Source organism: Ruegeria sp. BG6 (genome assembly GCF_056538465.1).
Window position 1 is genome coordinate 35,510 of record NZ_JBQFTB010000018.1, and the last position, 26,834, is coordinate 62,343.

The window sequence follows — 26,834 nt, forward strand, 5'->3', positions numbered from 1 at the left end:
CTATTCGAATTCCATCTGCTCAAAAACACGTCCGGCGTTTTTTGTTGCCAGTTCTTCAAACGTATCCAGTTGGGCATAAGGCGACTGATCGACGTAGTAGGCCTCGGCCAGATCGCCACCGGCATCCATGTGCTCCTGAACCTTGCCGCGCAGGTAAATCAGATAATCGCGCGTATAGCGGCGTACCTGATCCATGTTTGTCGGGTGGCCGTGCCCGGGAATGACATATGTGGCATTCAAGGCTTCGAACTCATTGTCCCAGGTCTCAAGCCAATCGGCCGTATAGGTCTCCTGAAAGATCGGCAGCATACGCTCGTGGAAGGCCATGTCGCCTGCGATGACAAGGCTTTGGTTGGGCAACCAGATCGAAATATCACCGGGACTGTGTGCCGGTCCAAGGTATTTCGCCTCAATGCGATAGTCGCCCAGCTCGACCACATATTCGTCGTCGAATGTTTCGGTCGGGCCAGCCAGGAACGTCCCTTCGGATTTGTCCTTGTTGTACTCTTGCATCCCCTGCAGGATCTGGGCGCCGTATTCCTCAAACTCTGCCGCTGCATCCGAGTGTGCGATGATTGGAACGCCAAGTTCTGACCAGTAGGCATTGCCAAGCATCGCGTGCCCCTGACCGTTCTCGTTAAAGACCAGTTTGACCGGCTGATCCGTGATCGCCTGGATTTCCTTGTGAAGCGCTTCGGCAAGCACATAGGCCGCACCACCGTTTACAACGACCACGCCCTCACCGGTTACGATGAAGCTGAGGTTGTTGTTGTGACCGGAGTTTTCATAGGTGGGCGGAGCAGTTGCGCCAATGGCAGAATAGACGCCGGGAATGTATTCGACCGGTTTGGAATACAGCACGCTTTGCGGGTATTGATCCGCAATATCTTCGCTGGCCCAGGCTGGTGTGGCCAAGGCAACGGCAATCACGAACGATCGCATCATGAAGACTCTCCAATGAATCGATATGCGGAGCCGGTCTTTTCGACCCGGCCAATCCCACCGTTCGGCAGGTGGAAGCCAATGATTTTCATTTGCTCCTGAGAAATCTGACCCAGCAGTGATGTGCGCGCAGTTGCTGCAGCTTCAGGGTCCTGATCAGTACCACTGTGCCAGTCCGGGCGTGCGAACGCGACATGCGGATTCCCGAGCGCATCGCCGACGATCATGACGGCCTCGGTTCCATTGCGAATTTCAAATGCCATATGGCCGGGCGTGTGCCCATAACTTGCCCGCGCGGCGATACCAGGAAGGATCTCCTGACCGTCGTCAAAGAACGCGACCTGACCCTCAATCGCCTCCATGCGTCGCTTTGCGCCCACGGCAAACGCGGCGCGATCTTCCCCTATCGACCCAACCGTTAAAGGGTTCCACCAATAGTCCCATTCCTTGCGGCCAAAGTGGTGCGTGGCGTTGGGAAAAAGCAGATCGTCGAAGTCGTCCAAAATGCCCCATAGGTGATCCGGGTGCGCGTGGGTAAAGATCACCCGAGTGATGTCTTCAGGCGCCAGGCCGATTGTTTCAAGAGTTTCCAGAAGCTTGCCGGACGTCGGCATGAAATCAGACCCCGCCCCAACATCGAACAACACCGTGTTTTCATTGTCGCGGTAAAGTGCAACGTTGCACTCCGGCTCGTACTTGGTCGTGTCCACCTTATTGCGGTTCAGAAGCTGCTTCAGCTCTTCCTTCGGCATGGATCCGAACACCATCTCCGGCGGCAACGACAGGTGCCCGTCTGACACTGTTGATATCCGGGCCGAAGTACCAAGCTGCACCTCGGCGAGTGCAATCCTGGATTGAGCACCCAATGCCGTCAGGCATGCGGCGTGAAACAAGAAAGTGCGTCGGGACCATGCATTCTCACTCATACACAATCACTAAAATGAATATTTTAATTTGTAAACGGCGAAAAGGAATTTGGTGCCGTGCCGTTTTCCTCAAAATCACAGCGCATCTAAGTCGGAGATACTGCGCAAGCGTCCAAAATAGGTATCAAAACTCGCTTAGCCCCCGATGAGTGCCGGCACCGCTAGCGTCAGGGCCGGTATCGACAGGATCAATGCAACCCGAACGACCTCGGCACCAAGAAAGGGAAAGACGCCCCGGAATACCGTGCCCATGGACGTATCCCTTGCAAGCGACGAAATGATGAACACGTTCAACCCGACGGGGGGCGTTATCAACCCCAGTTCCACAACGATCAGCGCCAGTATTCCAAACCAGATCTTGAGGTTATCGGCGTCCATTCCGAACGCCGCCGTCTCGGCCGTGGCGTACTCGCCCCCATTCAACGCAATCAGGGTCGGCCAGAAAAACGGGACCACCACAAGGATCATTGCCAAGCTTTCCATGAAGCAGCCAAGAATGACAAAGAGGCACAGCATGATCACAAGGATCAGCATCGGATCCATACCACTGGTTGCGGCCCAGTCGGACAAGGCCTGCGGCAGCTGAGTGCGGGCAAAAAAGCCCTTCAGAACTTCGGCGCCAAAAAGGATCAGGTAGATCATTCCACTGGTGATTGCCGTGGCGCGAATGGCCTTCAGCAACCCGGAAAACGCCAGGCCTTCGCCGGTAAACACCCGCAGTGCAAAACCGTAGGCCGTTATCACAAAAACCCCAATGCTGGCGGCGGGTGTTGGCGTGAACAAACCAAAGCCCAGACCCAGTATGATGGCGCCGAATATCAGAATAACGGGCCAGAGGCGACGTATAGCCAATTTTCGTTCAACCGGATCCATCTGCGTCGGCTCTGGCGCCAGCGACGGTTTCACCCTCACCTGTATGGCGATCACGGCGATAAAACCCAGAACGGCCAATATCCCTGGCACGATAGCGGCCTGAAACATCCGCAGGATCGAGCCTTCCACGATGATTGCATAGATCACCAGGGCTACCGATGGCGGGATCAGAATTCCCAAGGTCCCTCCGGCGGCCAGTGATCCTGAGGCAAGACTGGGCGCATATCCCAGCCGTTTCAGTTCAGGCAACGAAACGCGCCCCATCGTGGCTGCGGTCGCCAGAGACGACCCGCAAACTGCACCGAAACCACCGCAGGCCGCAACCGCAGCCATCGCAACGCCACCGCGCAAACGCGACATGAGCGCTTCGAGGCCTTTGAAGAGATCAGTGGATAGTCGCGCTTCGGCCGCAACATAGCCCATCAGGACAAACAGCGGGACGACGGAAAGGTCATAGTTGGCCACGTTTTCCCACAACAGGCTTTTGAATTGCTTCAGGTAGGGCACGAACCGGATGTAACTGACAGATTGGCTCAACACCCACGTGCCGCCAATCCCCACAACGATCATCGCGATCCCGACGGGCATCCGAAGCAGCAGCAGGACGAAAAGAACGATCAGGCCAAGAATGCCGATGGAAATGGGATCAAGCATCTGCGGCGCTTTCGAATGCCTGAGACAACGCGATCAAAGCCCACAGGATCATCGACAGCAGACCGGGCAAATAGAATGGCCAGGTCGGCCACCCCAGAACGCTGGTCACCACCGCGTCCGAGCGTACTTCGAGCATACCGAAAACCATCCAGTAGCTTAAAAACACAGCTACAATGACGGTGACCCCCAACCAAAGAAGATCGAAGCCGCGCTGCACGGCTTTCGGCAGATGGTCCATCAGAAGATCCACTGACACATGGCCTCGATTTGCCTGGCAGTAGGGAAAGAACATCAAGGCCGCGCAGCTGATTGCCAGCTGAACAAAATCCTCATAGCCCGGCAGGCCCGACACATCCGCGCCAAACGCCCCGGCAATCCGATCGAGGATGAAGGCAAAAGCATTCGTTGTTGTGACGGCGACAATCGCAAGCAGGATGACGCCGCCGAGCAATGCAAAAGCATCCGCCAGCCGTTTCAGAACCACGCGCATTCTCATATTCCCGAGGCTTCACAAACAACCGGGCGATCATCGGACCGCTCGGTCGGTTTCCAATCAGTTGCCAGACTGGGCTGCGGCAATTGCCGCGCGGGCCTTGTCGACGAGGGCTGCACCATCAATGCCCTTCTCGCTCACCTCGTCAATCCAACGCTGGACGATCTGTTCGCTCACGGCGTTGAACTTGGCCGCTTCTTCGTCGGACAACACGATCCGTTCTACACCTGCGGCCTCAAGTGCCTCGGTGCCGCTTTCTTCGAAACCTTCCCAATTAGACCCGACCTCGCGCGCGACATTGGCGCCTGAATTGGCGTCGATAACGGCCTTAAGGTCATCCGGCAGCGCTTCGTAGGCGTCTTTGTTCATCGCCACCATGAAGGTCGCGGTGCCAAAGCGGTCTCCGTTCGGCAGTTCCGTTATGGACTTGTCCAGTTCCTGCAATTTCAGGGGCCGCACGATTTCCAGCGGGATCAGTGCGCCGTCCACAACGCCTTTCGACATGGCTTCGGGCAAGGCCGGCACGGGCATGCCGACGGGTTCCGCACCAATGCCTTCGATCACCCACGCGCCCGTACGGCTGGGGGTCCGCAGCTTCATCCCCTTTGCGTCTTCCAGGGTGCGCACCGGGTCGGACGCCGAATGTATGACATTCCCATCATGGGTGTGCAGAAAGATGACGTGGACGTCATCGAAGTCTTCCGCGAGCATCTCCATCGAGGCGTTCATGGCGACCGTTGTATCCGTCGCAGAGCCTGCATGCACAAGCGGCAGTTCGAAAACTTCGGTGCGCGGAAAGACACCCGGTGTGTATCCCAGGACTGTCCAGACAATATCGGCAGACCCATCACGGACTTGGCTGTACAATTCAGGTGGTTTGCCACCCATCGACATTGACGGGAAGATTTCAATCGCAATCCTGCCATCGCTGTCGGCAGTGATCTTATCGGCCCATGGCTGCAGCATACCTTTGTGGGCCGCTGCGACTGGCGGCAGGAAGTGATGCATCGTCAGCGTCACTTCCTGGGCCAGGCTGGCTGTTGCTGAAACGGCCAGGGCGGCCAGTGAACTCAGCAAGGATTTCCTTATGGTCATGATTTCTCCTCCTCCGTTGTGTCGTGATGGCGCAGTTCGGTGTTTGGCGTTCGGCGCGATGTCTGCCTCGCGCCTATTCCCGCACCCCCATTGAAACAATTTGCGCGCAAAGGGCATTTGCTGCCGAAAGCGATCTGGCCGTGCACCTGGCCATGTTTGGCAACAACATCCATTCCAGCGACCAGGCGCTTCCTGAACGTTCCTGTTCATGCACAAGCGCCTGATGCATCCCCGATACTTGCGTGGCATTGAAGCGCGCCAGCGTCACCAGCAATTCGGCAAGAATTGGGTTCTGTTTATGCGGCATGGCTGATGACCCACCGCCGCCCGAAAGCTTGATTTCGTCGACACCTTGCTGCGCCATCAAGCAGATGTCTTGCCCCATTTTCCCAATCGAACCGGAAATCAGCGACAACAGATTTGCATAATCGGTGACGGTTGCGCGATCTGAATGCCAGTTGCGGCTGGGTGGGCGCAGCGACAACGCTTCGGCAACAAAGGCTGCCAGGTCGGGATGCTTTTCGCCAATGGCCTGTCCATCTCCGACTGCCCCGCCCCATTGCAGGCGCTCGACACTCTTGCGCATCTGTTCGATGCTATCGCCGTGCTCGATCAACGGCGCTTGCCAGTTCTCGATCCGGTGCCCGACCGAAATCGGCAATGCCGCCTGCATCCGTGTGCGGCCCATCATCTTGTTGCTGCCGAACCGGCGGCCCAGATCACCCAATCGCTCGGTCAGGTTCGACAGGCGATCCGCGATCAGATCTGAGTTTTCGCGCATTGTCATTGCCAGCGCTGTATCCATCACATCCTGCGAGGTTGTGCCGGTATGGATCGCACCCTCCAACTGTCCAGCCTCGGCCTTCAGACCACGCACAAATGCGGGAATTGGCATCCCGTCTTTCAAGGTTCCGGCCTGTAAATCCCGAAGGTTCGGATTGGCGCGCTCAATCAACTCGGCGGCGGCCTGGGCCTGGTCCTCTGGCACCACGCCAATGGCGCCAAGCCCGCGGGAATAAGCGGCTTCGAAGGCTAGCATATGGGCCAACGTGCGTTCGGCTGACCAGATCGCCTCGGCTTCCTGATCGCCAAAGAGGCCCGACAACCAAGTATGATTGAACACGTCACTCATGCCACAACACCTAACAGTGCCCGGATCTGGCCCGCGACAAATCCCGGCGCTTCGACGCATGGCAAATGCCCGACATCTGGCAAAATGTGCCGCTCTGCGCCTTTGATGAGGTCGGCCAAAGCCTCCAGAAGTTCGGGCGGCGTTGCCTGATCTTCACGCCCACCGATACAGATGGTGGGTACTCTGATCTGGCTGGTTGTTTCGGCAAGGTCCGCATCCCGAATGGCCTCGCAGGTCGCGACATAACCTTCGGCAGGTATGCGTGTCAGCATGTTCCGGTAACCGGCCACGGCATGCGGATGCTCGGCTCGGAAACGGTTGGAAAACCAACGTTCCATTACCGTGTCGGCGATGGCATCGATACCGGATTCACGCACAGCCTGAATGCGCGTATTCCAAACCTCGTCATCCCCAATTTTCGTGCCGGTATTGTTCAGGATAAGCCCGGCCACAAGATCGGGGCGTCGGTTGGCGACGCGCTGAGCGATCAGTCCGCCGACCGAAACACCGCACAGAATTGCATTGCGCCAACCCAACATGTCCATCAGATCCGCAACATCTTCTGCCAGCGTATCAATTGAAGTTGCGGCGCAATCCGACAGGCCATGCCCGCGCTTGTCCCAAAGAAGGCATTCTGTCTTGCCCAGATCTGCCGCGACTTCCCGCCAGATGCGATAATCCGTCCCCAAAGAGTTCAGAAAGACAACAGGCGTTCCGCCGACACCGTGGTTTACCACTTCATAGTGCAGGATTACGTCACGGGGTCTGGCGAAGCTCGGCATCAGGCGGCGACCTTTCGCAGCCCAAGGATCGCGCGTGCCTGCGCGACAGTCGCGACGGGGCGTTCGTGCGTTTCGCAGATTTCGACGGCTCGACGAACCAGGGCTGCATTCGACGGGGCAAGCGTGGTTCTATCCAGGCGCACATTGTCTTCAAGCCCCGTTCGAACATGCCCGCCGGAAACAACGGACCACTCGTTCAACACGATCTGATTTGCCCCGACGCCCGCCGCACACCATGGCACATCCCCCCAAAGGCGGCGCACTGTATGCACGTAGAAATCAAAAACCTCGCGATCAACGGGCATCGCGTTTTTCACGCCCATGACAAACTGGACATAGGGCACATCCCTGATTTGACCTGCCTTATGCATTTTGGCCGCCTGAAAGATATGAGACAGGTCGAACGCCTCGATCTCTGGCCTGACATCGTATTTCACCATCTCGCTGGCCAGCCATTCGACAAGATCAGGTGGGTTTTCATAAACGCGGGTCGGAAAGTTGTTCGATCCGACGGACAGAGACGCCATGTCCGGCCGCAACGGCAACATGCCACCACGGGCGGAGCCCGCCCCGGACCGCCCGCCCGTCGAAAGCTGCACGATCATGCCGGGACAGTGGGTTTCGATCCCTTCTTTCAACGCGGCAAAAAGATCGGGGTCCGAGGTAGGTTTGCCTTCCTCATCGCGCACATGGCAATGGGCGATGGCAGCACCGGCCTCAAAAGCCTCATGTGTGCTTTCAACCTGTTCCGACACGCTGATCGGAACAGCCGGGTTGTCCGCCTTGGTCGGAACCGAGCCGGTGATTGCCACGCAAATAATACACGGGTTTTGTTTTGTTTCGTCAGACATCGAAGAACACCGTTTCTTTTTCCCCTTGCAAGCGAATGTCGAACCGATAGCCGTCCGGGGTTCTTTCAGCTATCAGGGTTTGCCGCCGGTCGACCTGTTCGATCAGATTCAGAACCGGATCAACCGAATTGGCGGCCTCTTCTTCCGGGAAATAGAGCCGCGTGTTCAGCCCAACATTTATGCCGCGCGCCACCAACCACAGGTTGATGTGCGGAGCCATTGGCCTGCCGTCCCGATACGGAACACAGCCGGGCTTGACTGTTTCAACGATCCACTCTCCGGATTCAAAATCGGGTATGATACGGCCCCATCCACGAAAACCGGGCTCGACCTCGCCCTGCCCGGGGTAAATCCCCTCGGCATTGGCTTGCCAGACTTCGATCAGAACATCCTTGACCGGCGCGCCGGTGCCATCCAGCACCCTGCCCCGAATTGTGATCCGCTCACCTTCGACCTGCGCGCCGACAACGTCCCGGCCCAATTCCTGCCGGTAGATGTCAAACCCTGCGTCCCCCGGGGCCAGGCCAATGTGAACGTAGGGTCCGGCTGTCTGCGATGGGGTTTCTTTCAGATAGTCAAGCTTCTGAGCCATGATCAATTCCCGTCCGGTCGATTTTCGAAATAGGTCGATCGATGACCGCGCAGCACGATGTCAAACTTGTAGGCGATACTGTCCAGCGGAACCGTCGCGTTCAGATCCAGCGCGGCAACCAGTTGATCGATCGCGTTTTGATCCGGAATCGTGTTCACGATCGGACATTTGGCAATCAGGGGGTCGCCTTCAAAATATAGCTGTGTGATCAGCCGCTGTGCAAAGGCCGAGCCGAACACCGAAACATGAATATGCGCCGGCCGCCAACTGTTGACCCAGTTGCGCCACGGATAGGCCCCTGGCTTGATCGTTCTGAAAGTGTAATAGCCATTCTCGTTCGTCAGCGTACGGCCACACCCTCCGAAATTCGGATCAATCGCGGCCAGATAGGTGTCCTTCTTGTGGCGATAGCGGCCTCCTGCATTGGCCTGCCAGATTTCCACCAGGGTATTCGGAACGGGACGTGCGTTTTCGTCCAGAACCCGGCCATGGAGGATGATACGCTCGCCGATCGGATCGCCTGTCTTGGCGTAATTTCGGATCAGGTCATTATCCAGCGGGTCCAGATCACCATGGCCGAATGTCGGTCCCGCAGCCTCGCTCAGCGAAGGTTCCAGCGACAACAGGGCATTTCTGGGCGAGCGCGACACACTCGTCTTGTAATTCGGGGAAAAGGCAGGCGGGTGCCATTCGCGGTCCCGCTGGTACAGGTCCATCGGCCTGATCATTTCACCTCACCCTCCATTTCGGCAAATGTCTGTTTTGCCAGCTTCACTGCCTGGTTTGCGCAGGCGACACCCGCATAAACCGCCGCATGCATGAAAGCTTGCATGATGTCTTCCCTCGAGGCACCTGTATTTCTGCACGCCTTCACATGCATCGGGATCTCCTCGAAGTTCCGCGTGGCCGCCAAAAGTGCAAGCGTGATCATCGAACGTTCGCGCGGTGTGATCGCATCGTTGGCCCAAAGCGTGCCCCACGCCGTTTCAGTTATCATTTCCTGGAACGGCGCATCAAAGGCGGATTTCTGTGCCTCCGCCCGGTCCACATGCACATCACCAAGCACCCGGCGCCGGACTGACATTCCCGTGGTATAGCGATCCGTCATCGTTATCTCCTTGGCTATGCCCATCAATATGGCAAACCGACGTAGTTTTCAGCCATCGCCTTTTGGGCCGCCGTGTTTGTCCGCAGAAAGTCGATCTCGGCCTGCTGCATCTTAAGGTCAAATTCGGACTGATCCGGAAACCGGTGCAGCAGCGATGAAAACCACCAGCTGAAGCGTTCAGCTTTCCAGATGCGGGCCAGCGCATTTTGCGAATAACTGTCGATTCCCCGGGTGCAGCCGTTTTCGTAGAAGTCCCTGAGGGCGTTGTACAAGTAGTGTACGTCCGAAGACGCGGTGTTCAGCCCCTTTGCTCCGGTCGGCGGCACGATATGCGCGGCATCACCGCAAAGAAACAGCCGCCCCCAGCGCATCGGTTCCGTCACGAACGAGCGTAACGGTGCAATCGATTTCTCGATCGACGGCCCCGTCACCAAAGCATCGGCGAATTCGCGCGGGATTCGACGCTTGAGCTCGGCCCAGAAAGACGCGTCAGACCAATCTTCGGGTTTGTCGGACAACGAACACTGAATGTAATAGCGGCTAAGAGACTCGTTGCGCATGGAGCACAGCGCAAAACCACGGCTCGATGAAGAATAAATCAGTTCTTCGTGGACAGGTGGCGTCTCAGATAAAACGCCAAGCCAACCGAATGGATAGACTTTTTCGTATTCGCGGCGCACATCCAAAGGAATGGTCTGGCGACTGACGCCGTGGAACCCGTCGCAGCCAGCCACGAAATCGGTATCCACACGCTGCTCCTTACCGTCGACCGTGAATGTTACAAACGGCGTGTCGGTGTCGGCATCATGGATCGTGACATCTTCCACGTTGAAAACAATCCTGCCGCCTGCGGCTTCGCGGGCAGCGTATAAATCGCGCGTCACTTCCGTCTGGCCATAGATGACGACAGGCGTGTCGGTGTGTTCTCGAAAATCGACGCGAAAGCACTCGTCATCATAAGCGATCAGCGTGCCGTCATGTTCGAAACCTTCGGCATGAAGGCGGTCGGCGACCCCGGCCTCTTCCATCAGGCCGACAAATCCCTTTTCCAATACACCTGCGCGGATGCGGCCGAGGACATATTCCTTGGTCTTTATCTCCAAAACGATGCTGTCTATGCCGTGAACATACAGAAGCTGCGACAAAAGCAAGCCTGACGGTCCGCCACCGATGACCACGACTTGTGTGCGCATCTGTCCCCTCCTCCAACTTCGACCAGATTGCACTACCGTTTCCGTTATGTAAAATGACGTTATGTCCCATTTAGTTTCCAAAAATGGAAAGTGATGATCGATCGCAGGCTAAAAGTCAGGCACATCGAAGCCTTCGTTGAAATCGTGCGGCGACAAAGCATGAAACTTGCAGCCGAGAACCTGAATCTCAGTCAGCCTGCAATCTCGAAAACCCTGAAAGAGCTGGAGGACATCACCGGCACCACCCTTCTGGAGCGCAACAGGGGTGGCATTACACTGACCGTGGCCGGGGACGTGTTCTTGCGACACGCAACAAGTGGAATGACAGCCTTGGACATGGCGATGAACAGCGTCGCCGCGATCCGCAAGGGAGATGCCGGTTCGATTTCCATTGGCGCCCTGCCCAGCGTTGCCGCCCGGTTACTGCCGCATGCGCTAGAGATCTTTTCCCAGCTTTCGCCCGACACCATTCCCCGGGTCGAGGACGGCCCCCATGGATATTTGATCGATCGCTTGCACGCGGGGCAGTTAGAGCTTGTCATCGGTCGGCTGGGAAAACCAACGACGATGAAGGATATCTCGTTCACTCAAATGTATATCGAACGCGTTGCAATCGTTTGTGCGCCCGATCACCCATTGGTCCATGCCCAGAACCTGAGCGAGTTGTCTGACCATCCCGTTATCTATCCGCCGGATGACTCGGCGATCCGACCGCTGGTCGACCGGATGATGATCGCCAACGGTCTGAGCAGTTTTCCAAGAATGATCGAATCCGTCTCCGCAGCGTTCGGGCGGCAGGTTGCGCTTGCCGGCGGTGCCGTATGGATCATTTCAACGGGTGTGGTCGCTGCAGACATCCAAAGCGGACGGCTAAAGGCGCTACCGATCGATACAAGTCTGACTGCGGGGCCAATTGGCATTATGGCCCGGGCGGACAGTGAAATGTCCCCCTTGGCAAGTCTGTTCCGGCAAGCATCCGTTCGCGCTGTGAGCAACCTGAACCTTGCTTAGTCATCAGGCAATTCCAGATGCGGATCGACGGCAGCGAGGCAACCAACCTTCAACTGTGCGTTTCCCGGCTGTCCTTCGGGGCCTGTTCCCGGTCGTACATTCCGTAGTCCCGGATCACACCGGCAACGCGCAGGCGATAACCTTCGAAAATTCCGTCTCGGCCCATGGCCTGTCCGGCCCGGTGACGCGGCAGATTGCGCCAAGCTTCAACAGCCTTCTCATCCCTAAAGAATGAAAGCGACAGCAGTTTTCCGGGATTGGTCAGGCTTTGAAAACGTTCGACGGATATGAACCCATCCACCTGCTCCAGCAGCGGCTTCAGGTCTGCGGCAACTTTCAGATAGTCTTGTTTTCGCCCGTCGGCGATTTCAACCTCGAAGATGACTGCAATCATGCCAGATACTCCCATTCTTTTTCGGGCCAAAAGGTTCCCGGCGGCAGGTTTCGTTTTCCGAAAACGTCAGTCCCGATGCGAAGCATGGTTGATCCTTCCTGAATAGCAATCTCAAGATCCGTGCTCATGCCCATCGACAGGTGGCGCAGGTCCACGTCGTCTATATCTTCGGATGTGATCTTGTCCCGCAACAGGCGCAAGTCGCGCAGACTATCGCGGGACAGAACCGGGTGCGGGGCCAGCAAACCAACCGTCATCAAGCCCCGCACCCGCAGGTTGGGCAGTGCAGCCACGGCACGGGCGAATGATATGGTGTCGGCTGGATCCATGCCGAACTTGCTGGCCTCGCCCGATGTGTTGAATTGCAGGAAAACATCCAACTCCCGCTCTCCAACCTCGCACAGGCGATTCAGCTTTTCGGCGATCGACAGCCGGTCGACGGACTGCACGCAGGTGACATGTTCCAATGCCTTGCCCGCCTTGTTCGATTGCAGGTGCCCTATCAGATGCCGTTCTATCCTGTGCCCGGCCAGAGCCGGTGATTTCTCGACAAGTTCCTGCACGCGGTTCTCGCCGGTCAGGAAGGAGCCGTGCGCCATGGCTTCAAGGATCCGTGCTGCCGGTTGCGTCTTGGTCGCCAGCAGCAGCGTCACCTCCGAAGGGTTTCGGTTGCAGGCGATACAAGCGCGGGTGATCCGGGCTTGCACCGCCGCAAGGTTCTTGGCAATCCGGGTCATGTGCTGACCGGAACAGCCTTGCGTTGCTGCGCGCCGCGTAATGCCGCCATGGTTGCCTCGATCCCGGCCAGGGCGGCCACCAGGATCAGAAGTGCAAAGCTGGCTAATTCGACGATCATCCATCCCGCCACCAGCGGGAAGCCGAAGATGCCAATGAAGTAGGAAAGAGCGAAGAACTGAAGTGTCTGGGGCAAAAGGTCCTGGTCGGCATCATTGGCTGCCATCGCTGCCAGGATCGGATAGCTTACCCCGTAACCGATGCCGAACAGGAAGGCGACGACCAGATACATCTGGACATTGCCGCCGATCCCCATGAACAGCACAACGGACCCGAACATCACGTATTGCAGGGTGGCGATCGTCATGTAGGGATTGCGCCCGCCTTTGAACCGCGCCAGCACCACCCGGAACAGCACGACAGTGACCGTGTAGATCAGGAAATAATCGGCGTAATCCAGTCCACGCTCATTCGCAAAGACGGTCTGAAAGTTGTTCATCCCGGCAAAGACCGACGCGCCAAGGCAGACCATGATCACCGGCAGTCGCGCACGCGAGCGCATGATAGCGGCGACGCCGGCCAGCGAGAGGGAGGAACGCAGCTCGGGGCCGGAGCCCTCGGAATGCGCGCGAACAGGCTTGATGAGGGCAAAGAAGATAGCGCCGGCCAAAGCGCACAGTGCGGCCGTGGCAAAGAACGCGGTGTTCACCGTCATGCCGGCTTTTTCCATCATCGACGCCATGACCGGCGACAGGCCGAACCCGGCCATCAAGGCCACCGACAGAATGGCAAAATAACGAACCCGTTCAGCGGTCGTGACCAATCGGGTCAGGACGATGGGCGACAGCGCGTAGGTTAGTCCCCAGCCAAAGCCGATCGCGATGCTGGCAAAGATCAGAAGCGCCCCGACACCTTCGGCGAGGCCATAGGCGGTCAGCGCGGCCGCGATGGACAAACAGGCCACGCCAAGCGTGCGCAGGCGCCCGAACCTGTCTGACAGATGCCCGGCATAATAGACGGTGATCAGCGTGGCGATGGTGGTGACGAACAACATTACGCCCACCACTTTCTCATTGGCCCCAAAGGTTTCGAACAGGCGCGGCAACATGAAAGTGAGGCCATAGGCACCCGCCTGAAGGAAACTGGCGGTGTAAAACAGGGCGAACATGGTCAGTCGGTTCATGCGACGTTCTCCGCTTTGTAGAATTTGGAGCGTTCCAGCGCGATCAGGTCCGAGAGCTTCTGGTGCTGACGGCCACCTTCATCGAAGTTTTCCGGTGCCAGCCACGTCTGGAAACCACGCTGGACGGGTTCCCATTCCCGATCCAAAAGCGCATACCAAGCGGTGTCACGGTTGCGGTCCTTGTAAGTTGTTGCCTGTTGGAACACACCTTCGAACCGAAAACCAAAACGCTCTGCCGCTGCCCGAGAGGGTGCGTTCAGCGCGTCGCATTTCCATTCTAGGCGGCGATAGCCCAGTTCGGTCATGGCGCGGCGCATCATCAGGTATATCGCCTCGGTCGCAACCCTTGTGCGTTGCAAGCCGGGTGCGAAAGTGATGCCGCCGATCTCGATCACGCCATGTTCGGGTTGGATGCGCATAAAGCTGGCAATCCCCGACGCCTTGCCGGTTTCATGATCGATCACAGCAAAATAGGGTTGCGCATCAACGCCGCTGGCGCCTTCGGTCCATGCCCTGAGTCTCGAGGCGGTGTTGAACGGCCCAATGAAGTTGTAGGTCCAGATTTTTCCTGAACGATCCTGGCTGAACGCCTCGAACAGATCTTTTGTGTGCGTCAACGGATCCAGAGAGATCAAGCGCGCATAGCGCCCGGCCATTCCCTTGTGTCCGGGGTGCTGGGCACCTGCCCAGTTGGGCAAGGCCATGCCGATCAGCTGGCCATATTCATTTCTACGCACTGTCATGGCGGCGTCCTCAAGGTGTTTTTGGTCGGGAATGGATTGTCATGATTTTGGACGTTCATTAATGTCCAAAATGAACAAAAATGAGCATACCAATTTGAAACAAACACCCTGGCTGGCCTTTTCCATCGACCGGTCCGCGAAGACACCGGTCTTCGAGCAGATCTGTGCTGCTATCCGAGACCGCGCCATTTCCGGCGATCTGGCCGAGGGTACAAAACTGCCGCCAACCCGCGTGTTTGCCACTGAACTTGGGGTGTCGCGTTCGACCATCGTGACAGCCTATGAACAACTGGTTGCCGAAGGCTATCTGAACAGCCTGCAAGGGTCGGGCTACACTATTTGTGCCTTGGGTGAAGTTGAGTTGACCAAGTCAGGCAATCGCACAGGGACCCGATCCGCTGATAAACAAATCAAAACTCCGAGCCCTTTCGAGGCCAGCTATCCGGACATGCGATTGTTCCCGCACCGGCAGTGGGCCAAGGCGGTTGCCCGCGTCTGCCGAACAAATCCCGAGGCCATGCTGGTCGGGAGTTCCGGTTTTGGAAATAGCGATCTGCGCGAAGCCATCGCCGCACATGTATCAGAGTGGCGTGGGATCGATGCCTCGCCGCATCAGATCATCGTGACCGCCGGCTCAATCGATGCAATCGAGATTTGTTTGCGCAGTCTGGTTGGCAAAGGCGAGATCGTCGGCCTGGAAAACCCGGGCTATCTGCCCGTTCGCCAGCTTGCCGACGCCCAGGGGCTTGCGCCAACCTATCTGGACGTGGATGAAAGTGGTGCCCGTTTGCCCGAACAGTGCACCGTGCCAAAGCTTGCCGTGTTGACGCCGTCTCATCAATACCCGCTTGGTGGGGCCATGTCGCCAAGCCGTCGGCTGGATTTCCTGGCATGGGCGCAAAGAAATGACGCGTGGGTTCTCGAAGACGACTACGACAGCGAATTCCGGTATGCGGGCCGTCCGATCCCTGCCATGGCGGGATTTGATAGTCTGAACCGAGCAATCTATGTCGGCAGTTTCTCCAAGGTATTCTCTAATTCACTGCGGTTGGGATATGTCATCGTCCCCGAGGTCCTGATTGACCGTTTCCGAACAACGTTGAGGCGTTTCGGGCTGAAAGCGAGCTATATGCCCCAACAGGCGCTGGCCGAGTTCATGAAGTCAGGTGAGTTTTACCGACACTTGCGCCGGGTGCGCCGGATATACGATGACCGGCGGAAGTATCTTCTGGAGCGGCTCAGGCACGATTTCTCGGATTATGGGCACTTCATCAACCACCAGGCGGGTATGCAGGTCGTGTTTCACCTCGCCGATGGCTTCGAAGATACCGAGATTTCCATGCGCGCATCAGAGATGGGCGTCGCAGCGCAGCCGCTATCACGGTTCTCAGTCAAAGGTTCGGCCCACAATGGCCTGATCCTTGGCTTTTGCGGGTATTCCGAGGAAGAAGTGGATTCGGCATTGGCCGCGTTAAAAACCTGTTTCATGAGGCGCAAAGCCCACCAGTGACCGTCCGTTCGCTCTGCAAAGCCTCAAGCCCAATCCGAGCCGAAATTCGAGTGAACGATCCTGTTCCTTCGATGCGCAGACCCTCACTTTGTTGAAGATCGGCAGGCTGAGATCCGCACCCTTCCTCAGAGCCCGGAACTTAGCGCGGTGGTCTGATTCCGCCCAAAGGCAGTCACAGCATGTCGCTAAACCACTTGCTTCGATCTATTCTCTTGAAAACCCAAGTTCCAATAGGTCAATCTCGGCAACAAGGCCAATCCGGCGCACACAACAAGGGACCCTGAATGCGGCTGATCAGGATTTGTTTGATTGCAGTGGTGGTGATCGCAATCGCCGTAGTCGGGTTAAGACTGGCGTTTCCGCTTCCTGAAGAGAACTTCTCTGAGCGAACGTTGAAGCAAGATGCCGATTGGACCGGACCCCTGGGGGAGACGATCAAGAACGCTCTCGAACGGAATCCCGGGCGGGACGGAATTCGGCCTTTGGGCAATGGGCGCGTGGCTTTCGCAGCCCGGGCCATCCTCGCGAGAGAGGCGATATCCTCAATCGATGCTCAGTACTACATCTGGCAGGACGACGTCACGGGCCTGATGCTGCTGGACGAGCTTAGGTCAGCGGCCGAGCGCGGCGTGCGGGTCAGATTGCTGGTCGACGATAACGGCATATCCGGAATGGACAGTTATCTTGCCGAACTCGATGCCCTGCCGACCGCAAATGTGCGTATTTTCAATCCGTTCACGCTGAGAAACCCCAAACTCCTGTCATATGCTTTTGACTTCGGCCGCCTGAATCGACGCATGCACAACAAGTCAATGACGGTGGACGGTGTGGCAACGATTGTCGGGGGCCGCAATGTCGGCGACATATACTTCGATTACGGCGCCGGCACCCACTACCTGGACGTGGACGCAATAGCCATTGGTCCGATCGTGGACGAGGTTTCGCAATCCTTCGATTCATACTGGAACAGCGGCTCATCCTACGACGCCGACCTCTTTCTGGGACCACCGGCGGAACAAAGCCTTCAATCCTCGGCGGACGCTGCGCGACAGACTGCTGTTGGCGCGGGCTATCAAAAGGCAATCCAGGAAAATGCGCTGACCGACCAAATAGCCGCACATGATCTGAAGTTCGAATGGAGCGAAATCACCCTTTTTGCTGACGACCCGGCAAAAGGCCTGGGCGAAGTCAAAGGCGAAGACCTGATCGTGGAACGGCTGATCGAATTCGCGCAAGGCTCTGAAACCTCACTGGACCTTGTGTCGGCGTATTTTATTCCCGGCGAAAGAGGGGCTGACATTCTGGAAGGGTTGGCGAAGTCCGGCGTTAAGGTCCGCGTTCTGACCAACTCGCTGGATGCCACGGACGTCATGCCGGTTCACGCGGCCTATATGCGATACAGGGATGGCCTCCTGAACAGCGGTGTCGAGTTGCTGGAACTTCGGGCGTTACGGCAGGAACATCGCGACCGAAGCCTGCCCGAGATACTGGCCGGATCAGCATCGGGTTTACACGCCAAGGTCTTTGGGTCCGATGGAAAGCGGGTGTTTATCGGTTCCTATAACCTTGACCCCAGATCTGCGCGTCTCAATACCGAAATGGGATTGCTGGTCGAAAGCCCCGCGATTGCGGCATCGCTTGCCGATCAACTGAACAGGCCCGAATTCGCGTACCGTGTTGAACTGGCCGACAACGGCGAGGTGATCTGGCTGCAAGAAGAAAAAGACGGGACAGTCACTGTTCACACGACGGAACCGGAAACCAGCAGCTTCCAGCGCGCGATGACGGCGGTCGTAAGGTGGCTGCCGGTCGAGTGGATGCTCTAGTTACCCTGCTTTGAACAGTCAGGTGTTTACGAGCCGTCGTTGCTTGCGATAACCGGTCTGAGGGTTCTGATCCCATAGGCATGTTCGATGCTGCTCTGGTCTAAGACGCGGATAACGCCAAGTTGCTGTTGGAAGAACATGCCTCTCTCTCACTCTGGAGGCCATGTGGGCGGGCAATGTCCGCTGTGATTTTGCAGGTTCCCCTTCCTCAACATCTCTCGTTTGGAAGGCGGTGCGCACTTTGCAAACCGAAAAAAGCAACAGTTTGGCCAGGTCGCGCTCAATGCTCTCCGCTTAGTCGGGGCAACCGCCTTGATGGTGGACATTTCGCTGCACAAGCTCCTTGTAAAGCTCTCGGATGCGACGTGTCATTGGACCGGCACCTTCATGTTCACCGATCTTTTTCCCGTCAATTGACGCGACGGGTGTCTGGGCGCCGAAAGTACCTGTCAGGAATGCCTCGTCGGCACCATAGGCTTCGTAGAGCGAGTAGTTCTTTTCGAACACAGGGATGTCGTTGTCATGGCACAGGTCGATGACCTTTTGGCGCGTCACCCCATTCATGCAGTGGTCTCCGGTGGATGTCCAAACCTCGCCACGGCGCACAATGAAAAAGTTGCATGCATTCGTGGTGTTCACAAAGCCATGAGGGTCCAGCATCAGGGCTTCGTCGGCACCCGCCTGCTCGGCCTGCAGACATGCTATGACGCAGTTCAGTTTCGAGTGGCTGTTATACTTGGCGTCCTGGCTCATCGGCAGGCCCCGCACCTGAGGCACGGTGGCCAGCCGGATGCCCTGGCTCATCAGGCTGTCCACCGGCTTCGAGTGCTCAACGATTGCAACTACCGTTGGCCCGGAACGTGACAACCCGGGGTGCTGAAACGGCTTGTCCTTTGGCCCCCGAGTCACCATGAACCGGCAATGCGCGTCCGTTTTCATACCGTTGGCCTTGGCGGTGTCGTTCAGCGCTTGAAGGACCTCGGCCTTGGTCATGCCAACATCAATCGAGACGGCCTTGCAGCTGTTAAAAAACCGATCCATGTGTTCGTCAAAAAACGCCCATACACCGTCATAAAGCCGCAGCCCCTCCCACATCCCATCACCCAGCATGAAGCCGGAATCGTAGACGGACACCATCGCTTCGCTGCGCGGTACGATCCTGCCGTTGAGAAAGATCTTGATGTCCCGATTGCGCAGGTCTTCCTGCGCGTCATGGGTGGAATGGCTCAGGGATTGCTCGCTCATATCTTCGCTCGTAGCTGGACGCTGGGTTTAGGTGGTGCAGAGGCGGCGATGGCCGCCGCCCCGGTAAAGGTGGTTAGTTTAACAACCCGACTTCGCGGAAATAGCGCTCTGCACCGGGGTGCATCGGTGCGGACAGTCCGTTTACGACCATCTCCTCTTTCTTGAGGTTGGCAAAGGCCGGGTGAAACGACTTGAAGGCATCAAAGTTGTCAAAGACCGCCTTGACCATCACGTAGACGGTTTCTTCCGGCACGTCCGAGGATGTCACGAAGGTGGACGGAAGACCGAAGGACGGAACGTCTCCATCTACACCGCGGTACAGACCACCCGGAATTGTGACGTTACCGTAATAGGGTTTGCTCTCGACCAGAGCCTGCACGGCTTCGCCTTCAACCGGAATGATGTTGATGTCGCAGGTTGTGGCGGCTTCCAGAACGTTGGCCACCGGGTTCCCAGCGACCATCAGAAACGCCTCGATGGTATTGTCGCACAACGCTGCGGATTGTTCTGCGGACTTCAACTCGGTGACCAGCCCGAAGTGATCCATGTCCCAACCCAACGCGTCTACCAGAACCTTTGCCGTCCCTCGCGTACCAGAGCCGGGGTTGCCCAGGTTGATGGTCCGACCGCCAAGATCGTCCAGCGACTCGATCCCCGTATCCTTGCGCGCGGCGATGATGACCGTATCCGGATGCAGCGAAAACAGGCTGCGAAGCTCAGAATCCGGGCCATCTTCTTCGAATAAGCTGGTTCCGTTCAGGGCGTGGAACTGCCAGTCCGATTGCACAATGCCCATCTCCAGTTCACCTTCACGCATCGTGCGCAGATTGTAGACCGAACCGCCGGTGCTCTCGACCGAACAGCGAATGCCGTGCTCTTTCCGTCCCTGATTGACCAGCCGGCAGATACCGCCGCCAACGGCGTAATAGATGCCGGTAACACCGCCCGTGCCGATGGTCAGGAACTCTTCGGCTTTTGCCGGAGCGCCCGACAGCAGCGCAGCGGCGCCAATCACCGCGAGCCCCGAGTGCAATTTCCGTTTGAGAACGCCGGTCGACAACATGAATTTCTCCCTTTTCACCTGTTGCGTCATCCCGGTTCCGGACCGGATGAACTGTTCTTGCCGATGGGGTGGGCAATCGCAGCCAGGTTTCGCGCTTTTCGAATCCCCACCCGGCACGGCACTACAGCAGGATTTTCATATTGTCGACAATTTGTATAATTGTCGACAATACTGAATATTCGAACTAACTTAAGTTTCCAAACAACGCAGCCAGCCGTCGAACCGGAATAGAAAGTTCAGCTTCGGTCATTTTTCTGGCTATCCTGGCTTAAAGAAGTAATCTCGCCTTCCGCCCATCGGGTGTTCCACCAACGGGATCGAAATGACACGGCAAGCATCCTCACCAGAGAAATCCGGCGACACGCTGAAAGACAGAACACTGGAGCGCCTCCAGAAACTGATCCTGACCGGCAATCTGGATCCGGGTGCAAAGCTGCTGGAAACACAAGTTGCCGCCCAATTGGACGTAAGCCGCGCAACGCTTCGCGAGGCCATGGTTCAATTGAGTGAGATCGGGCTTCTGGTCTATCTGCCTTTCCGCGGAACCTTCCTGCGTACACTGGATCCGGTTGATCTGGATGAAATCTATTCGTTTCGCACCGGGCTCGAGAAGATGGCCTTCCAGTTCTGCTGGGACAAGCGCGATCTGATCAGCCTCGCCGACCTGCAGATGCGAAACAACAAGCTATGCGATTGCATCTCGAACAATGATCCATACGGCGCGATCATGGCCGAAATGCATCTTCATTCTTGGTGCTACGAGCTGTCGGGGCATACCCTGCTGTTGCAAAGCTGGGAACGTCTGAAACCCAACCTGCAGTTCTACTTTGCCATGCATCAAAAGGCGCACGGGCGTGGCGGCCCGCTGCATGAGTCCCACGACAAGTACATTCAGCTTGCCAATGGGAACAGCCTGGATGACATGCTGGACCACCTTGAAGACCACATGCGACAAGGCCTGGAAAATACGATGAAGTTTCTTGATGAACGAAACGTTTCGTAAGTCAGGTCATAGCTTTTCCGGACGTTGAACAAACACTGCACACACTTTGGGGTCGCACATCTTGAGATTCGCTCCACTTCCCGAACCGATCGTCCGAGGATGCAAAGGAGCCTTGGTTCAAGCCTCGCAACCGTCAATGCATTATGGGAACGGTCCAAACCGGCACGCGACGTTTGTTGTCAGCGTGCCGGCATGTCACGGCATCAGAGAACGCCATGGGAGGGAGCTTATTTCCTGTTGTGGAAAATGAACCCGATAAAGTTCAGCAACAATTGGGCCGCCAGGATTTGTGTGCTTTCCGAGGGGTCATAAGCAGGCGCGACCTCGACCAGATCGATGCCGACCACGTCGCCGCGTTTGCTGAGGCCCTGCAGGATTTCCAGCACGTCATAGTACTGAAACCCGCCATGGCTGGGTGTTCCTGTACCCGGCGCAATCGACGGACAGAAAGCGTCGATATCGATCGTGACATAGTACCGGCTGCCTTCCGGGATGCGATCCAGAACGCCTTCGACGCCCAGCTTGCGAACCTGCCGCACTGATAGGATGTCCGATCCGCGCGCCCGCGCATCGTCATAACCTTCTTTCGCGGTCGAGGACACGTTACGGATGCCCAGTTGGGTCATGCCCGAGACATAGTCCTTTTCGATGGCGCGGCGCATCGGGTTGCCATGGCCAACGGTGACACCGTGCCGTTCGTCGACGAAATCCAGATGCGCATCGATCTGGATCACGTGGATCGGTCCGTTTTTGGCGCAGTCGTCCTTATATGCATTGATGCAGGGAATATTGACCGAATGGTCGCCGCCGATGGTGACAGGGATCGCGCCGGCATCGAGGATTTTCCTGACGCCGTATTCGATGTTGGCGTGGCTCTCCTCGGTCTTGGTGTGGATGATGTCGGCGTCCCCCAGATCGACGATGCGAACGTCGCTGCCCAGATAGGTGGCGTCATCCTCGTGATCATAAGCTCCCGCGTGACCAAAGCTGAACAGGGTCGATGCCTCGCGCACCGAGCGTGGCCCGAACCGTGCGCCCGAGCGGAACTGACAGCCGAAATCGAATGGCGCGCCAAGGATCGCCACATCCGCGTCAATCTCGTCCCAGTTCTCGACATAAGGCTTCTTGCCAAAGGTCGAGATGCCGACAAAAGGCAGATTCAGACGACCAGCTTCATAACCATGTCCCGACATGATTTTCTCCGTTTCTTATGGTTTAGCGATAGGCCAGTTCCGGCAGGAACAGGGCGATTTGAGGGAAGGTTATCAGCAAGCCCGTCACGATCAAAAGGATGATCAGAAACGGGGGTACTCCGCGTACCACCTCAACAAAGGGGCGGCGGAAGACCGCGATGGCAGTGAACAGGTTGCAGCCGAAGGGTGGCGTGGCCGCGCCGATGGCAACCTGAAGCGTGATCAGAACACCGACCAATACCGGGTCGGGGCCGCTGGATTTGATCATCGGCGCAAATATCGGAGCCAGAATCAGGATCACCACGATCGAGTCCACGAACATGCAGCCGACAAAGAAGGCCACGTTGATTGCCAGCAACACCATCAGCGGGCTGGCACTTTCCAGACCCAATGCGGCGATGATCGTCTGTGGCACCTGGGCAAAACTCAGCGTCCAGCTGAATGCCGCGCCTGCCGCAATCAGGATGAAAACGACCGAAGTGATGGCACCGGTGGACAACGCAATATCGAACAGATCACCCACCTTGATCGAGCGGAAGATCACAACCTCCAGCACGACCGCATAGAGAACGCAGATCGCAGCAGCTTCGGTCGGAGAGAAGACACCGCCATAAATACCGCCCACGATGATCGCTGGGAAACCCATCGGCCATAGCGCTTTGCGCAGGGCGGTAAAACGCTGCGCCCAGCCCTCGCGCGGCAGCACGGGGATGTCATGGCGATAGGCGTAGACCATGCAATAGGCCGAGAACAGCGCCACGATCAGCAGACCCGGCAGGATACCGGCGATGAACAGTTGCGAGATCGAAGTGCCCGACACGACGCCATAAATGATCATGCCGATCGACGGCGGGATCAGATAGGCAAGGTCGGCGGCGTTCACGATCAGACCGATCGAGAAACTGTCGCTGTAGCCCGATTTCAGCATCCGGGGGCGCATCGCGCCGCCGATGGCCACCACGGTCGCCTGGGTCGAGCCGCAAACCGCGCCGAACAGTGCGCAGGCCGAGGTGACGGAGATCGCCAATCCGCCCTTGATATGGCCCATGAAGCTCATGACAAGGTCGATCAGCCGGTTGGCAGAGTGACCACGTGTGATGATGTCAGCGGCCAGAATGAACATCGGCACCGCTATCAGCGCAGCCGGTTTCACACCCCCGATCATCTGTTGGATCAGGATCTGCATGTTCATGTCCGGGAAGTAGACAAGGAACCCCAGCACCGCCGCCGAGATCAGCGGCATTTTCATCGGGAAGCCTGCCAGCAGCAGGACGATCATGACGACCAGCATCAACTCGGTCATTTGCCTGCCTCCTTGGAATCTTCGAATTTCTTGATGGCCGCCGCAGTCTCGGGATCTTCGTAGCTGTCGACCTCTAGGTACGAGACGTAGACCTCTTCCTCGGCGAAATTCAGGTTGCGGATCGCGGTCAGCAGGTATTGGAACGAGGCCAGCGCAAGTCCGATCACCACCCAGACATAAGTCAGGTACAGCGGCAGCTGCAGCGCCGGAGTTATCCGCCCGCGCGAGGCGACTTTCTGAACATATTCAAGCGCGTACCAGGCCAGTACCGCCATGACGACTGCGGTGGTGGCGGCAATCACCACCATCAGACCCTTGCGCAGTTTGATCGGCAGAGCGTCATAGATCGCCGACATGCGGATGTGGATACCCTTGCGGGTGGCATAGCCCAGCCCCATGAAGGTGACGATGACGATCAGGAACTCGTTCAGTTCTTCAGAGAAATAGATGGACTGGTTGAACACATAGCGACCAAAAACATTGGCGATTGTGTTCACGGCCATCAGGATGATCCCCCAGCCCAGGATGCAGACTTCGATCCGTCCGATGACGGTGTCGATCTTTCCCAGAAAGCCGAAGGGAGTGGCAGTGCCGCTGTGCATGAAGTCCTCCCTTTTTGAAGCCTCACGCGCAATACGCGTGAGGACGTTTTATATGAGTGGTTGGGGAGGGGTTAGTTGGTAGCCAATTCCGCCTGCAGTGCGTCCAGCAACTCCTGACCGCGGGAACCGACGGTATCGACATAGGCCGCGGAGGTGTCGGTGCTGCGCGCGCGGAACGCATCACGCTCTTCTTCGGTCAGAACAACCAGACCGATGTCAGGCTTGGCTTCCTTGATGATGTCCAGACGTTGCTGGTTGAAGTCGGTGACAACGCCATCGATGAACCCGGTCATGTCGGCCATGGTGTCACGTACCAGCTGCTGGCGGTCCGGGCTGAGGGTTTCAAACCAGTCCGAACCGGCCACAACTGTGGTGACAAGCTCCTGCTCGCCAGCCCAGATCAGGTGGCTGGTGACTTCATAGAACTTCATCTCTTCGATGGTCGGGATCGGGTTGACCTGACCATCAACAGCACCCAGTTGCAGCGCCCCGAACACTTCGCCAAACGGCAGCGGTGTCGGGCTTGCACCCATGTTCTTGTAGGTTTCCAACAGGATCGGCGACACCATCACGCGCATCTTGAAGTTGTCGAAATCTTCAGGCGTGCGGATCTCGCGGTTGGTGGTCCAGACCTGCGGGCCTTCGGAATACATCGTCAGAACTTCCAGACCGCGCTGGCGAAAGTCATCATTCATCGGGCCGTATATGGTTTCCGAACTGCTCAGGATGTTCGAGATTGCAGCCGGGTCGGACGGCAGCAGGTAGGGCAGCAGGAACACCTGGCTTTCCGGCACAACAGTGCCCAGGTTGCCGATCGAGACATTGGTGAATTGGATGATGCCATCGGCGGCCTGCTCGACTGTTTCGGTCGGCGTGCCCAGCGTGCCCATAGGATAGACGGTCACGGTTACGTCACCATTCGTCGCGGTTTCGATGCGGGATTTGAACTCCTGCGCATAGGCATCCATGATCGAGCCCGGAATTTCCTCGATGGCGAATTTCCAGTCTTCCGCCAGCACACCAATGGGTGCCAGCCCGAGTAGCGCGGCGGCCGCAGTCGTTCTTAGGGTACTCAGAGTAAAAGCCACGCGAATATCCTCCCGTTTCGCTTAGTCAGTTGCTTCTGAGGGAGATCACATCACGGTTCCTTTCATTAAAAAATATCATACTGTAAATGTTGACATAAGGATTCTTCATGCAATGACCGCGGTGAGGGCTGATCATTGAAACTGCTGAGAAATACACTTCTGGAGACATTCGTTGCCGTGGTCGATTGCGGTGGATTCACCGATGCGCAATATGCGCTGGGTATCACCCAATCAGCCATCAGCATCCGAATCCGCGATCTGGAAGCTGCGCTTGGTTACCGGGTCTGCGAACGGGGGCGCGGCGGTTTCTGGCTGACGGAACGCGGCGAGATTGCGTACAAAAAGGCCAAAGACATATTGCGGAGCGCGCGTGATTTTGATGCCGAACTGCTGGGGCTTCGAAATACGATAGCCGGCGATTTGAGGATCGGCGTCGTGGACGCTGTCAACTCGTTGGCCGAGCTGAACCTGGCAGAAGCCGTCAAGCGATTTCTGGATCGGCCAAACGAGGTGCAGTTGGAAGTCGTCGTTGCCTCACCAACAGAATTGACGCAACGGTTGCTGACCGGGGAACTGCATGTGGCAATTGCGCCCTTTCGCAATCAGGTTGCCGAACTGACCTATAATGAACTGTGTCAGGAAGAACATCGGCTCTACTGCGGCCGCGACCATCCGTTGTACGACCTGCCCGACAACAAGATCGATCTCGACGTTATATCACAACATCAGATTTGCCAGAGGTCCTACGGCATGCTGGTATCGCCAGAACTGCAATCCCAGGATTCCAAAGCGGTCGTGGCGAATATGGAGGCGATGGCGACATTGATTGAAACCGGCCATTTTCTGGGGCCACTGCCCGTTCACTTTGTGGAAGGCCTTGGGCAAAACGGCCGTCTGAGAGAACTTGCGCCTGAAAGACTGCGCTGGACCTCGACATTCTACCTCGCAACGCGATCTTCCAGCCTGCACAGACAGGCAGTTGAACTTTTTGTGGCGGACGTGCTCCGGTCATGTGGGGCTGTTGAAACCTAAATTCACTGGCCGTGAAGCTGATATTTGGGCTCACCTGCCCCAACAAATGCCGGCACCTGCCGGCTCCAGGACAACGCCTGAGACGTTGAATTTTCAGGCCGGTTGCACCCGGCACATCCGGGCTACATTGCGAAATTCGCCTGAATGAACTAGTGACCCGCCATCTGTAGGCATGGTGGATAGCTTAATGAAGATTCTGATCACGGGGGGCGCGGGTTTTATCGGGTCGCGGCTGAGCGCTGAACTTGTTCAGCAAGGGCAT

The 26,834-nt window shown here is 57.1% G+C and carries 28 protein-coding genes; 6 read left to right on the plus strand and 22 right to left on the minus strand.

Annotated elements, in window-relative coordinates; all coding sequences use genetic code 11:
- From ACR0JW_RS21685 to pobA, 12 genes are all read right to left on the minus strand, one after another.
- On the minus strand, positions 1-945 hold the full coding sequence (locus tag ACR0JW_RS21685; protein ID WP_480442251.1) for an MBL fold metallo-hydrolase: 945 nt from the start codon (positions 943-945) through the stop codon (positions 1-3).
- The gene (locus ACR0JW_RS21690) at positions 942-1,868 is read right to left on the minus strand and encodes an MBL fold metallo-hydrolase (RefSeq protein ID WP_170682491.1); all 927 of its coding nucleotides are present in this window, start codon (positions 1,866-1,868) and stop codon (positions 942-944) included. Before ACR0JW_RS21690 ends, ACR0JW_RS21685 begins: the two co-directional genes overlap by 4 nt.
- Before the next feature lie 135 nt (positions 1,869-2,003).
- Complete coding sequence (locus ACR0JW_RS21695) at positions 2,004-3,395, minus strand: TRAP transporter large permease (protein ID WP_170682492.1); 1,392 nt, start codon at positions 3,393-3,395, stop codon at positions 2,004-2,006.
- Positions 3,388-3,885 carry a TRAP transporter small permease gene (locus tag ACR0JW_RS21700; protein WP_170682493.1) on the minus strand — a complete coding sequence of 166 codons (498 nt, stop codon included), beginning with the start codon at positions 3,883-3,885 and terminating at the stop codon, positions 3,388-3,390. Before ACR0JW_RS21700 ends, ACR0JW_RS21695 begins: the two co-directional genes overlap by 8 nt.
- 63 nt (positions 3,886-3,948) lie before the next feature.
- The gene (locus ACR0JW_RS21705; RefSeq protein ID WP_170682494.1) at positions 3,949-4,983 is read right to left on the minus strand and encodes a TRAP transporter substrate-binding protein; all 1,035 of its coding nucleotides are present in this window, start codon (positions 4,981-4,983) and stop codon (positions 3,949-3,951) included.
- A gap of 73 nt (positions 4,984-5,056) precedes the next feature.
- Positions 5,057-6,115: a 3-carboxy-cis,cis-muconate cycloisomerase gene (locus ACR0JW_RS21710; RefSeq protein ID WP_170682495.1), complete on the minus strand. Its 1,059-nt coding sequence runs from the start codon at positions 6,113-6,115 to the stop codon at positions 5,057-5,059.
- Positions 6,112-6,897 carry a 3-oxoadipate enol-lactonase gene (pcaD, locus tag ACR0JW_RS21715; RefSeq protein WP_170682496.1) on the minus strand — a complete coding sequence of 262 codons (786 nt, stop codon included), beginning with the start codon at positions 6,895-6,897 and terminating at the stop codon, positions 6,112-6,114. The genes ACR0JW_RS21710 and pcaD overlap by 4 nt, the downstream gene beginning before the upstream one ends.
- Positions 6,897-7,748, minus strand: coding sequence for a 3-oxoadipate:acetyl-CoA acetyltransferase (locus ACR0JW_RS21720; protein ID WP_170682497.1), 852 nt, complete (start codon positions 7,746-7,748; stop codon positions 6,897-6,899). The genes pcaD and ACR0JW_RS21720 overlap by 1 nt, the downstream gene beginning before the upstream one ends.
- Complete coding sequence (pcaG, locus tag ACR0JW_RS21725) at positions 7,741-8,340, minus strand: protocatechuate 3,4-dioxygenase subunit alpha (RefSeq protein ID WP_170682498.1); 600 nt, start codon at positions 8,338-8,340, stop codon at positions 7,741-7,743. Before pcaG ends, ACR0JW_RS21720 begins: the two co-directional genes overlap by 8 nt.
- Before the next feature lie 2 nt (positions 8,341-8,342).
- Positions 8,343-9,056 carry a protocatechuate 3,4-dioxygenase subunit beta gene (gene pcaH / locus ACR0JW_RS21730; protein ID WP_480714428.1) on the minus strand — a complete coding sequence of 238 codons (714 nt, stop codon included), beginning with the start codon at positions 9,054-9,056 and terminating at the stop codon, positions 8,343-8,345.
- An 8-nt stretch (positions 9,057-9,064) separates the two neighbouring features.
- Complete coding sequence (gene pcaC, locus ACR0JW_RS21735; protein WP_170617270.1) at positions 9,065-9,448, minus strand: 4-carboxymuconolactone decarboxylase; 384 nt, start codon at positions 9,446-9,448, stop codon at positions 9,065-9,067.
- 23 nt (positions 9,449-9,471) lie between these two features.
- Positions 9,472-10,641 (minus strand): 4-hydroxybenzoate 3-monooxygenase, encoded by a 1,170-nt coding sequence (gene pobA, locus ACR0JW_RS21740; protein WP_170682500.1) that lies wholly within the window; start codon positions 10,639-10,641, stop codon positions 9,472-9,474.
- Between the two features lie 93 nt (positions 10,642-10,734).
- Here pobA and pcaQ point away from each other — a divergent pair, with 93 nt between their 5' ends.
- Entirely contained in the window at positions 10,735-11,652 is a 918-nt protein-coding gene (pcaQ, locus tag ACR0JW_RS21745; protein WP_170682501.1) for a pca operon transcription factor PcaQ, read from the plus strand.
- Positions 11,653-11,701: 49 nt separating this feature from the next.
- Here the strand turns inward: pcaQ and ACR0JW_RS21750 are convergent, their stop codons facing one another.
- From ACR0JW_RS21750 to ACR0JW_RS21765, 4 genes are read right to left on the minus strand one after another with little or no spacing between them, the layout of a single operon-like run.
- The gene (locus tag ACR0JW_RS21750) at positions 11,702-12,046 is read right to left on the minus strand and encodes an antibiotic biosynthesis monooxygenase family protein (RefSeq protein ID WP_170682502.1); all 345 of its coding nucleotides are present in this window, start codon (positions 12,044-12,046) and stop codon (positions 11,702-11,704) included.
- Complete coding sequence (locus ACR0JW_RS21755; protein WP_480714429.1) at positions 12,043-12,783, minus strand: YggS family pyridoxal phosphate-dependent enzyme; 741 nt, start codon at positions 12,781-12,783, stop codon at positions 12,043-12,045. The genes ACR0JW_RS21750 and ACR0JW_RS21755 overlap by 4 nt, the downstream gene beginning before the upstream one ends.
- Positions 12,780-13,964: an MFS transporter gene (locus ACR0JW_RS21760; RefSeq protein ID WP_480714430.1), complete on the minus strand. Its 1,185-nt coding sequence runs from the start codon at positions 13,962-13,964 to the stop codon at positions 12,780-12,782. Before ACR0JW_RS21760 ends, ACR0JW_RS21755 begins: the two co-directional genes overlap by 4 nt.
- Positions 13,961-14,707: a GNAT family N-acetyltransferase gene (locus ACR0JW_RS21765; RefSeq protein WP_170682505.1), complete on the minus strand. Its 747-nt coding sequence runs from the start codon at positions 14,705-14,707 to the stop codon at positions 13,961-13,963. The genes ACR0JW_RS21760 and ACR0JW_RS21765 overlap by 4 nt, the downstream gene beginning before the upstream one ends.
- Positions 14,708-14,801: 94 nt before the next feature.
- On the opposite strand from ACR0JW_RS21765, the gene pdxR reads away from it, so the two are divergent.
- Both pdxR and ACR0JW_RS21775 read left to right on the plus strand, forming a co-directional pair.
- Entirely contained in the window at positions 14,802-16,217 is a 1,416-nt protein-coding gene (gene pdxR, locus ACR0JW_RS21770) for a MocR-like pyridoxine biosynthesis transcription factor PdxR (protein WP_480714431.1), read from the plus strand.
- Positions 16,218-16,501: 284 nt separating this feature from the next.
- Positions 16,502-18,043, plus strand: coding sequence for a phospholipase D family protein (locus ACR0JW_RS21775; protein ID WP_170682507.1), 1,542 nt, complete (start codon positions 16,502-16,504; stop codon positions 18,041-18,043).
- Between the two features lie 294 nt (positions 18,044-18,337).
- Here ACR0JW_RS21775 and ACR0JW_RS21780 read toward each other — a convergent pair whose 3' ends face one another.
- Positions 18,338-19,288: an aminotransferase class IV gene (locus ACR0JW_RS21780; RefSeq protein ID WP_170825042.1), complete on the minus strand. Its 951-nt coding sequence runs from the start codon at positions 19,286-19,288 to the stop codon at positions 18,338-18,340.
- A gap of 73 nt (positions 19,289-19,361) precedes the next feature.
- On the minus strand, positions 19,362-20,351 hold the full coding sequence (locus ACR0JW_RS21785) for a TAXI family TRAP transporter solute-binding subunit (RefSeq protein WP_170682515.1): 990 nt from the start codon (positions 20,349-20,351) through the stop codon (positions 19,362-19,364).
- Between the two features lie 322 nt (positions 20,352-20,673).
- Between ACR0JW_RS21785 and ACR0JW_RS21790 the strand changes: the two genes are divergently transcribed.
- On the plus strand, positions 20,674-21,354 hold the full coding sequence (locus ACR0JW_RS21790) for a GntR family transcriptional regulator (protein ID WP_170682509.1): 681 nt from the start codon (positions 20,674-20,676) through the stop codon (positions 21,352-21,354).
- Positions 21,355-21,581: 227 nt separating this feature from the next.
- Here the strand turns inward: ACR0JW_RS21790 and speB are convergent, their stop codons facing one another.
- The 4 genes from speB to ACR0JW_RS21810 all read right to left on the minus strand — a co-directional run bounded on the left by speB (position 21,582) and on the right by ACR0JW_RS21810 (position 25,540).
- Positions 21,582-22,547 (minus strand): agmatinase, encoded by a 966-nt coding sequence (speB, locus tag ACR0JW_RS21795; RefSeq protein WP_170617292.1) that lies wholly within the window; start codon positions 22,545-22,547, stop codon positions 21,582-21,584.
- Between the two features lie 22 nt (positions 22,548-22,569).
- A complete protein-coding gene (locus ACR0JW_RS21800) occupies positions 22,570-23,850 on the minus strand; it encodes a TRAP transporter large permease (protein WP_170682510.1) in 1,281 nt (426 codons plus the stop codon).
- Positions 23,847-24,452, minus strand: a complete 606-nt coding sequence (locus ACR0JW_RS21805; RefSeq protein WP_170682511.1) for a TRAP transporter small permease — start codon at positions 24,450-24,452, stop codon at positions 23,847-23,849. The genes ACR0JW_RS21800 and ACR0JW_RS21805 overlap by 4 nt, the downstream gene beginning before the upstream one ends.
- 71 nt (positions 24,453-24,523) lie before the next feature.
- Positions 24,524-25,540 (minus strand): TRAP transporter substrate-binding protein, encoded by a 1,017-nt coding sequence (locus tag ACR0JW_RS21810; protein ID WP_170825039.1) that lies wholly within the window; start codon positions 25,538-25,540, stop codon positions 24,524-24,526.
- 135 nt (positions 25,541-25,675) lie between these two features.
- Between ACR0JW_RS21810 and ACR0JW_RS21815 the strand changes: the two genes are divergently transcribed.
- Positions 25,676-26,572 (plus strand): LysR family transcriptional regulator, encoded by an 897-nt coding sequence (locus ACR0JW_RS21815; RefSeq protein ID WP_170682513.1) that lies wholly within the window; start codon positions 25,676-25,678, stop codon positions 26,570-26,572.
- A 187-nt stretch (positions 26,573-26,759) separates the two neighbouring features.
- Positions 26,760-26,834: NAD-dependent epimerase/dehydratase family protein (locus ACR0JW_RS21820; RefSeq protein WP_480713740.1), on the plus strand; the 75-nt coding region annotated here is incomplete at its 3' end.

What these genes read in the sequence shown, in the direction of transcription:
- ACR0JW_RS21685 (WP_480442251.1), bottom strand. Translation starts at nt 945, where the DNA reads ATGATGCGATCGTTCGTGATTGCCGTTGCCTTGGCCACACCAGCCTGG.
- ACR0JW_RS21690 (WP_170682491.1), bottom strand. Translation starts at nt 1,868, where the DNA reads ATGAGTGAGAATGCATGGTCCCGACGCACTTTCTTGTTTCACGCCGCA.
- ACR0JW_RS21695 (WP_170682492.1), bottom strand. Translation starts at nt 3,395, where the DNA reads ATGCTTGATCCCATTTCCATCGGCATTCTTGGCCTGATCGTTCTTTTC.
- ACR0JW_RS21700 (WP_170682493.1), bottom strand. Translation starts at nt 3,885, where the DNA reads ATGCGCGTGGTTCTGAAACGGCTGGCGGATGCTTTTGCATTGCTCGGC.
- ACR0JW_RS21705 (WP_170682494.1), bottom strand. Translation starts at nt 4,983, where the DNA reads ATGACCATAAGGAAATCCTTGCTGAGTTCACTGGCCGCCCTGGCCGTT.
- ACR0JW_RS21710 (WP_170682495.1), bottom strand. Translation starts at nt 6,115, where the DNA reads ATGAGTGACGTGTTCAATCATACTTGGTTGTCGGGCCTCTTTGGCGAT.
- pcaD (WP_170682496.1), bottom strand. Translation starts at nt 6,897, where the DNA reads ATGCCGAGCTTCGCCAGACCCCGTGACGTAATCCTGCACTATGAAGTG.
- ACR0JW_RS21720 (WP_170682497.1), bottom strand. Translation starts at nt 7,748, where the DNA reads ATGTCTGACGAAACAAAACAAAACCCGTGTATTATTTGCGTGGCAATC.
- pcaG (WP_170682498.1), bottom strand. Translation starts at nt 8,340, where the DNA reads ATGGCTCAGAAGCTTGACTATCTGAAAGAAACCCCATCGCAGACAGCC.
- pcaH (WP_480714428.1), bottom strand. Translation starts at nt 9,056, where the DNA reads ATGGACCTGTACCAGCGGGACCGCGAATGGCACCCGCCTGCCTTTTCC.
- pcaC (WP_170617270.1), bottom strand. Translation starts at nt 9,448, where the DNA reads ATGACGGATCGCTATACCACGGGAATGTCAGTCCGGCGCCGGGTGCTT.
- pobA (WP_170682500.1), bottom strand. Translation starts at nt 10,641, where the DNA reads ATGCGCACACAAGTCGTGGTCATCGGTGGCGGACCGTCAGGCTTGCTT.
- pcaQ (WP_170682501.1), top strand. Translation starts at nt 10,735, where the DNA reads ATGATCGATCGCAGGCTAAAAGTCAGGCACATCGAAGCCTTCGTTGAA.
- ACR0JW_RS21750 (WP_170682502.1), bottom strand. Translation starts at nt 12,046, where the DNA reads ATGATTGCAGTCATCTTCGAGGTTGAAATCGCCGACGGGCGAAAACAA.
- ACR0JW_RS21755 (WP_480714429.1), bottom strand. Translation starts at nt 12,783, where the DNA reads ATGACCCGGATTGCCAAGAACCTTGCGGCGGTGCAAGCCCGGATCACC.
- ACR0JW_RS21760 (WP_480714430.1), bottom strand. Translation starts at nt 13,964, where the DNA reads ATGAACCGACTGACCATGTTCGCCCTGTTTTACACCGCCAGTTTCCTT.
- ACR0JW_RS21765 (WP_170682505.1), bottom strand. Translation starts at nt 14,707, where the DNA reads ATGACAGTGCGTAGAAATGAATATGGCCAGCTGATCGGCATGGCCTTG.
- ACR0JW_RS21775 (WP_170682507.1), top strand. Translation starts at nt 16,502, where the DNA reads ATGCGGCTGATCAGGATTTGTTTGATTGCAGTGGTGGTGATCGCAATC.
- ACR0JW_RS21780 (WP_170825042.1), bottom strand. Translation starts at nt 19,288, where the DNA reads ATGAGCGAGCAATCCCTGAGCCATTCCACCCATGACGCGCAGGAAGAC.
- ACR0JW_RS21785 (WP_170682515.1), bottom strand. Translation starts at nt 20,351, where the DNA reads ATGTTGTCGACCGGCGTTCTCAAACGGAAATTGCACTCGGGGCTCGCG.
- ACR0JW_RS21790 (WP_170682509.1), top strand. Translation starts at nt 20,674, where the DNA reads ATGACACGGCAAGCATCCTCACCAGAGAAATCCGGCGACACGCTGAAA.
- speB (WP_170617292.1), bottom strand. Translation starts at nt 22,547, where the DNA reads ATGTCGGGACATGGTTATGAAGCTGGTCGTCTGAATCTGCCTTTTGTC.
- ACR0JW_RS21800 (WP_170682510.1), bottom strand. Translation starts at nt 23,850, where the DNA reads ATGACCGAGTTGATGCTGGTCGTCATGATCGTCCTGCTGCTGGCAGGC.
- ACR0JW_RS21805 (WP_170682511.1), bottom strand. Translation starts at nt 24,452, where the DNA reads ATGCACAGCGGCACTGCCACTCCCTTCGGCTTTCTGGGAAAGATCGAC.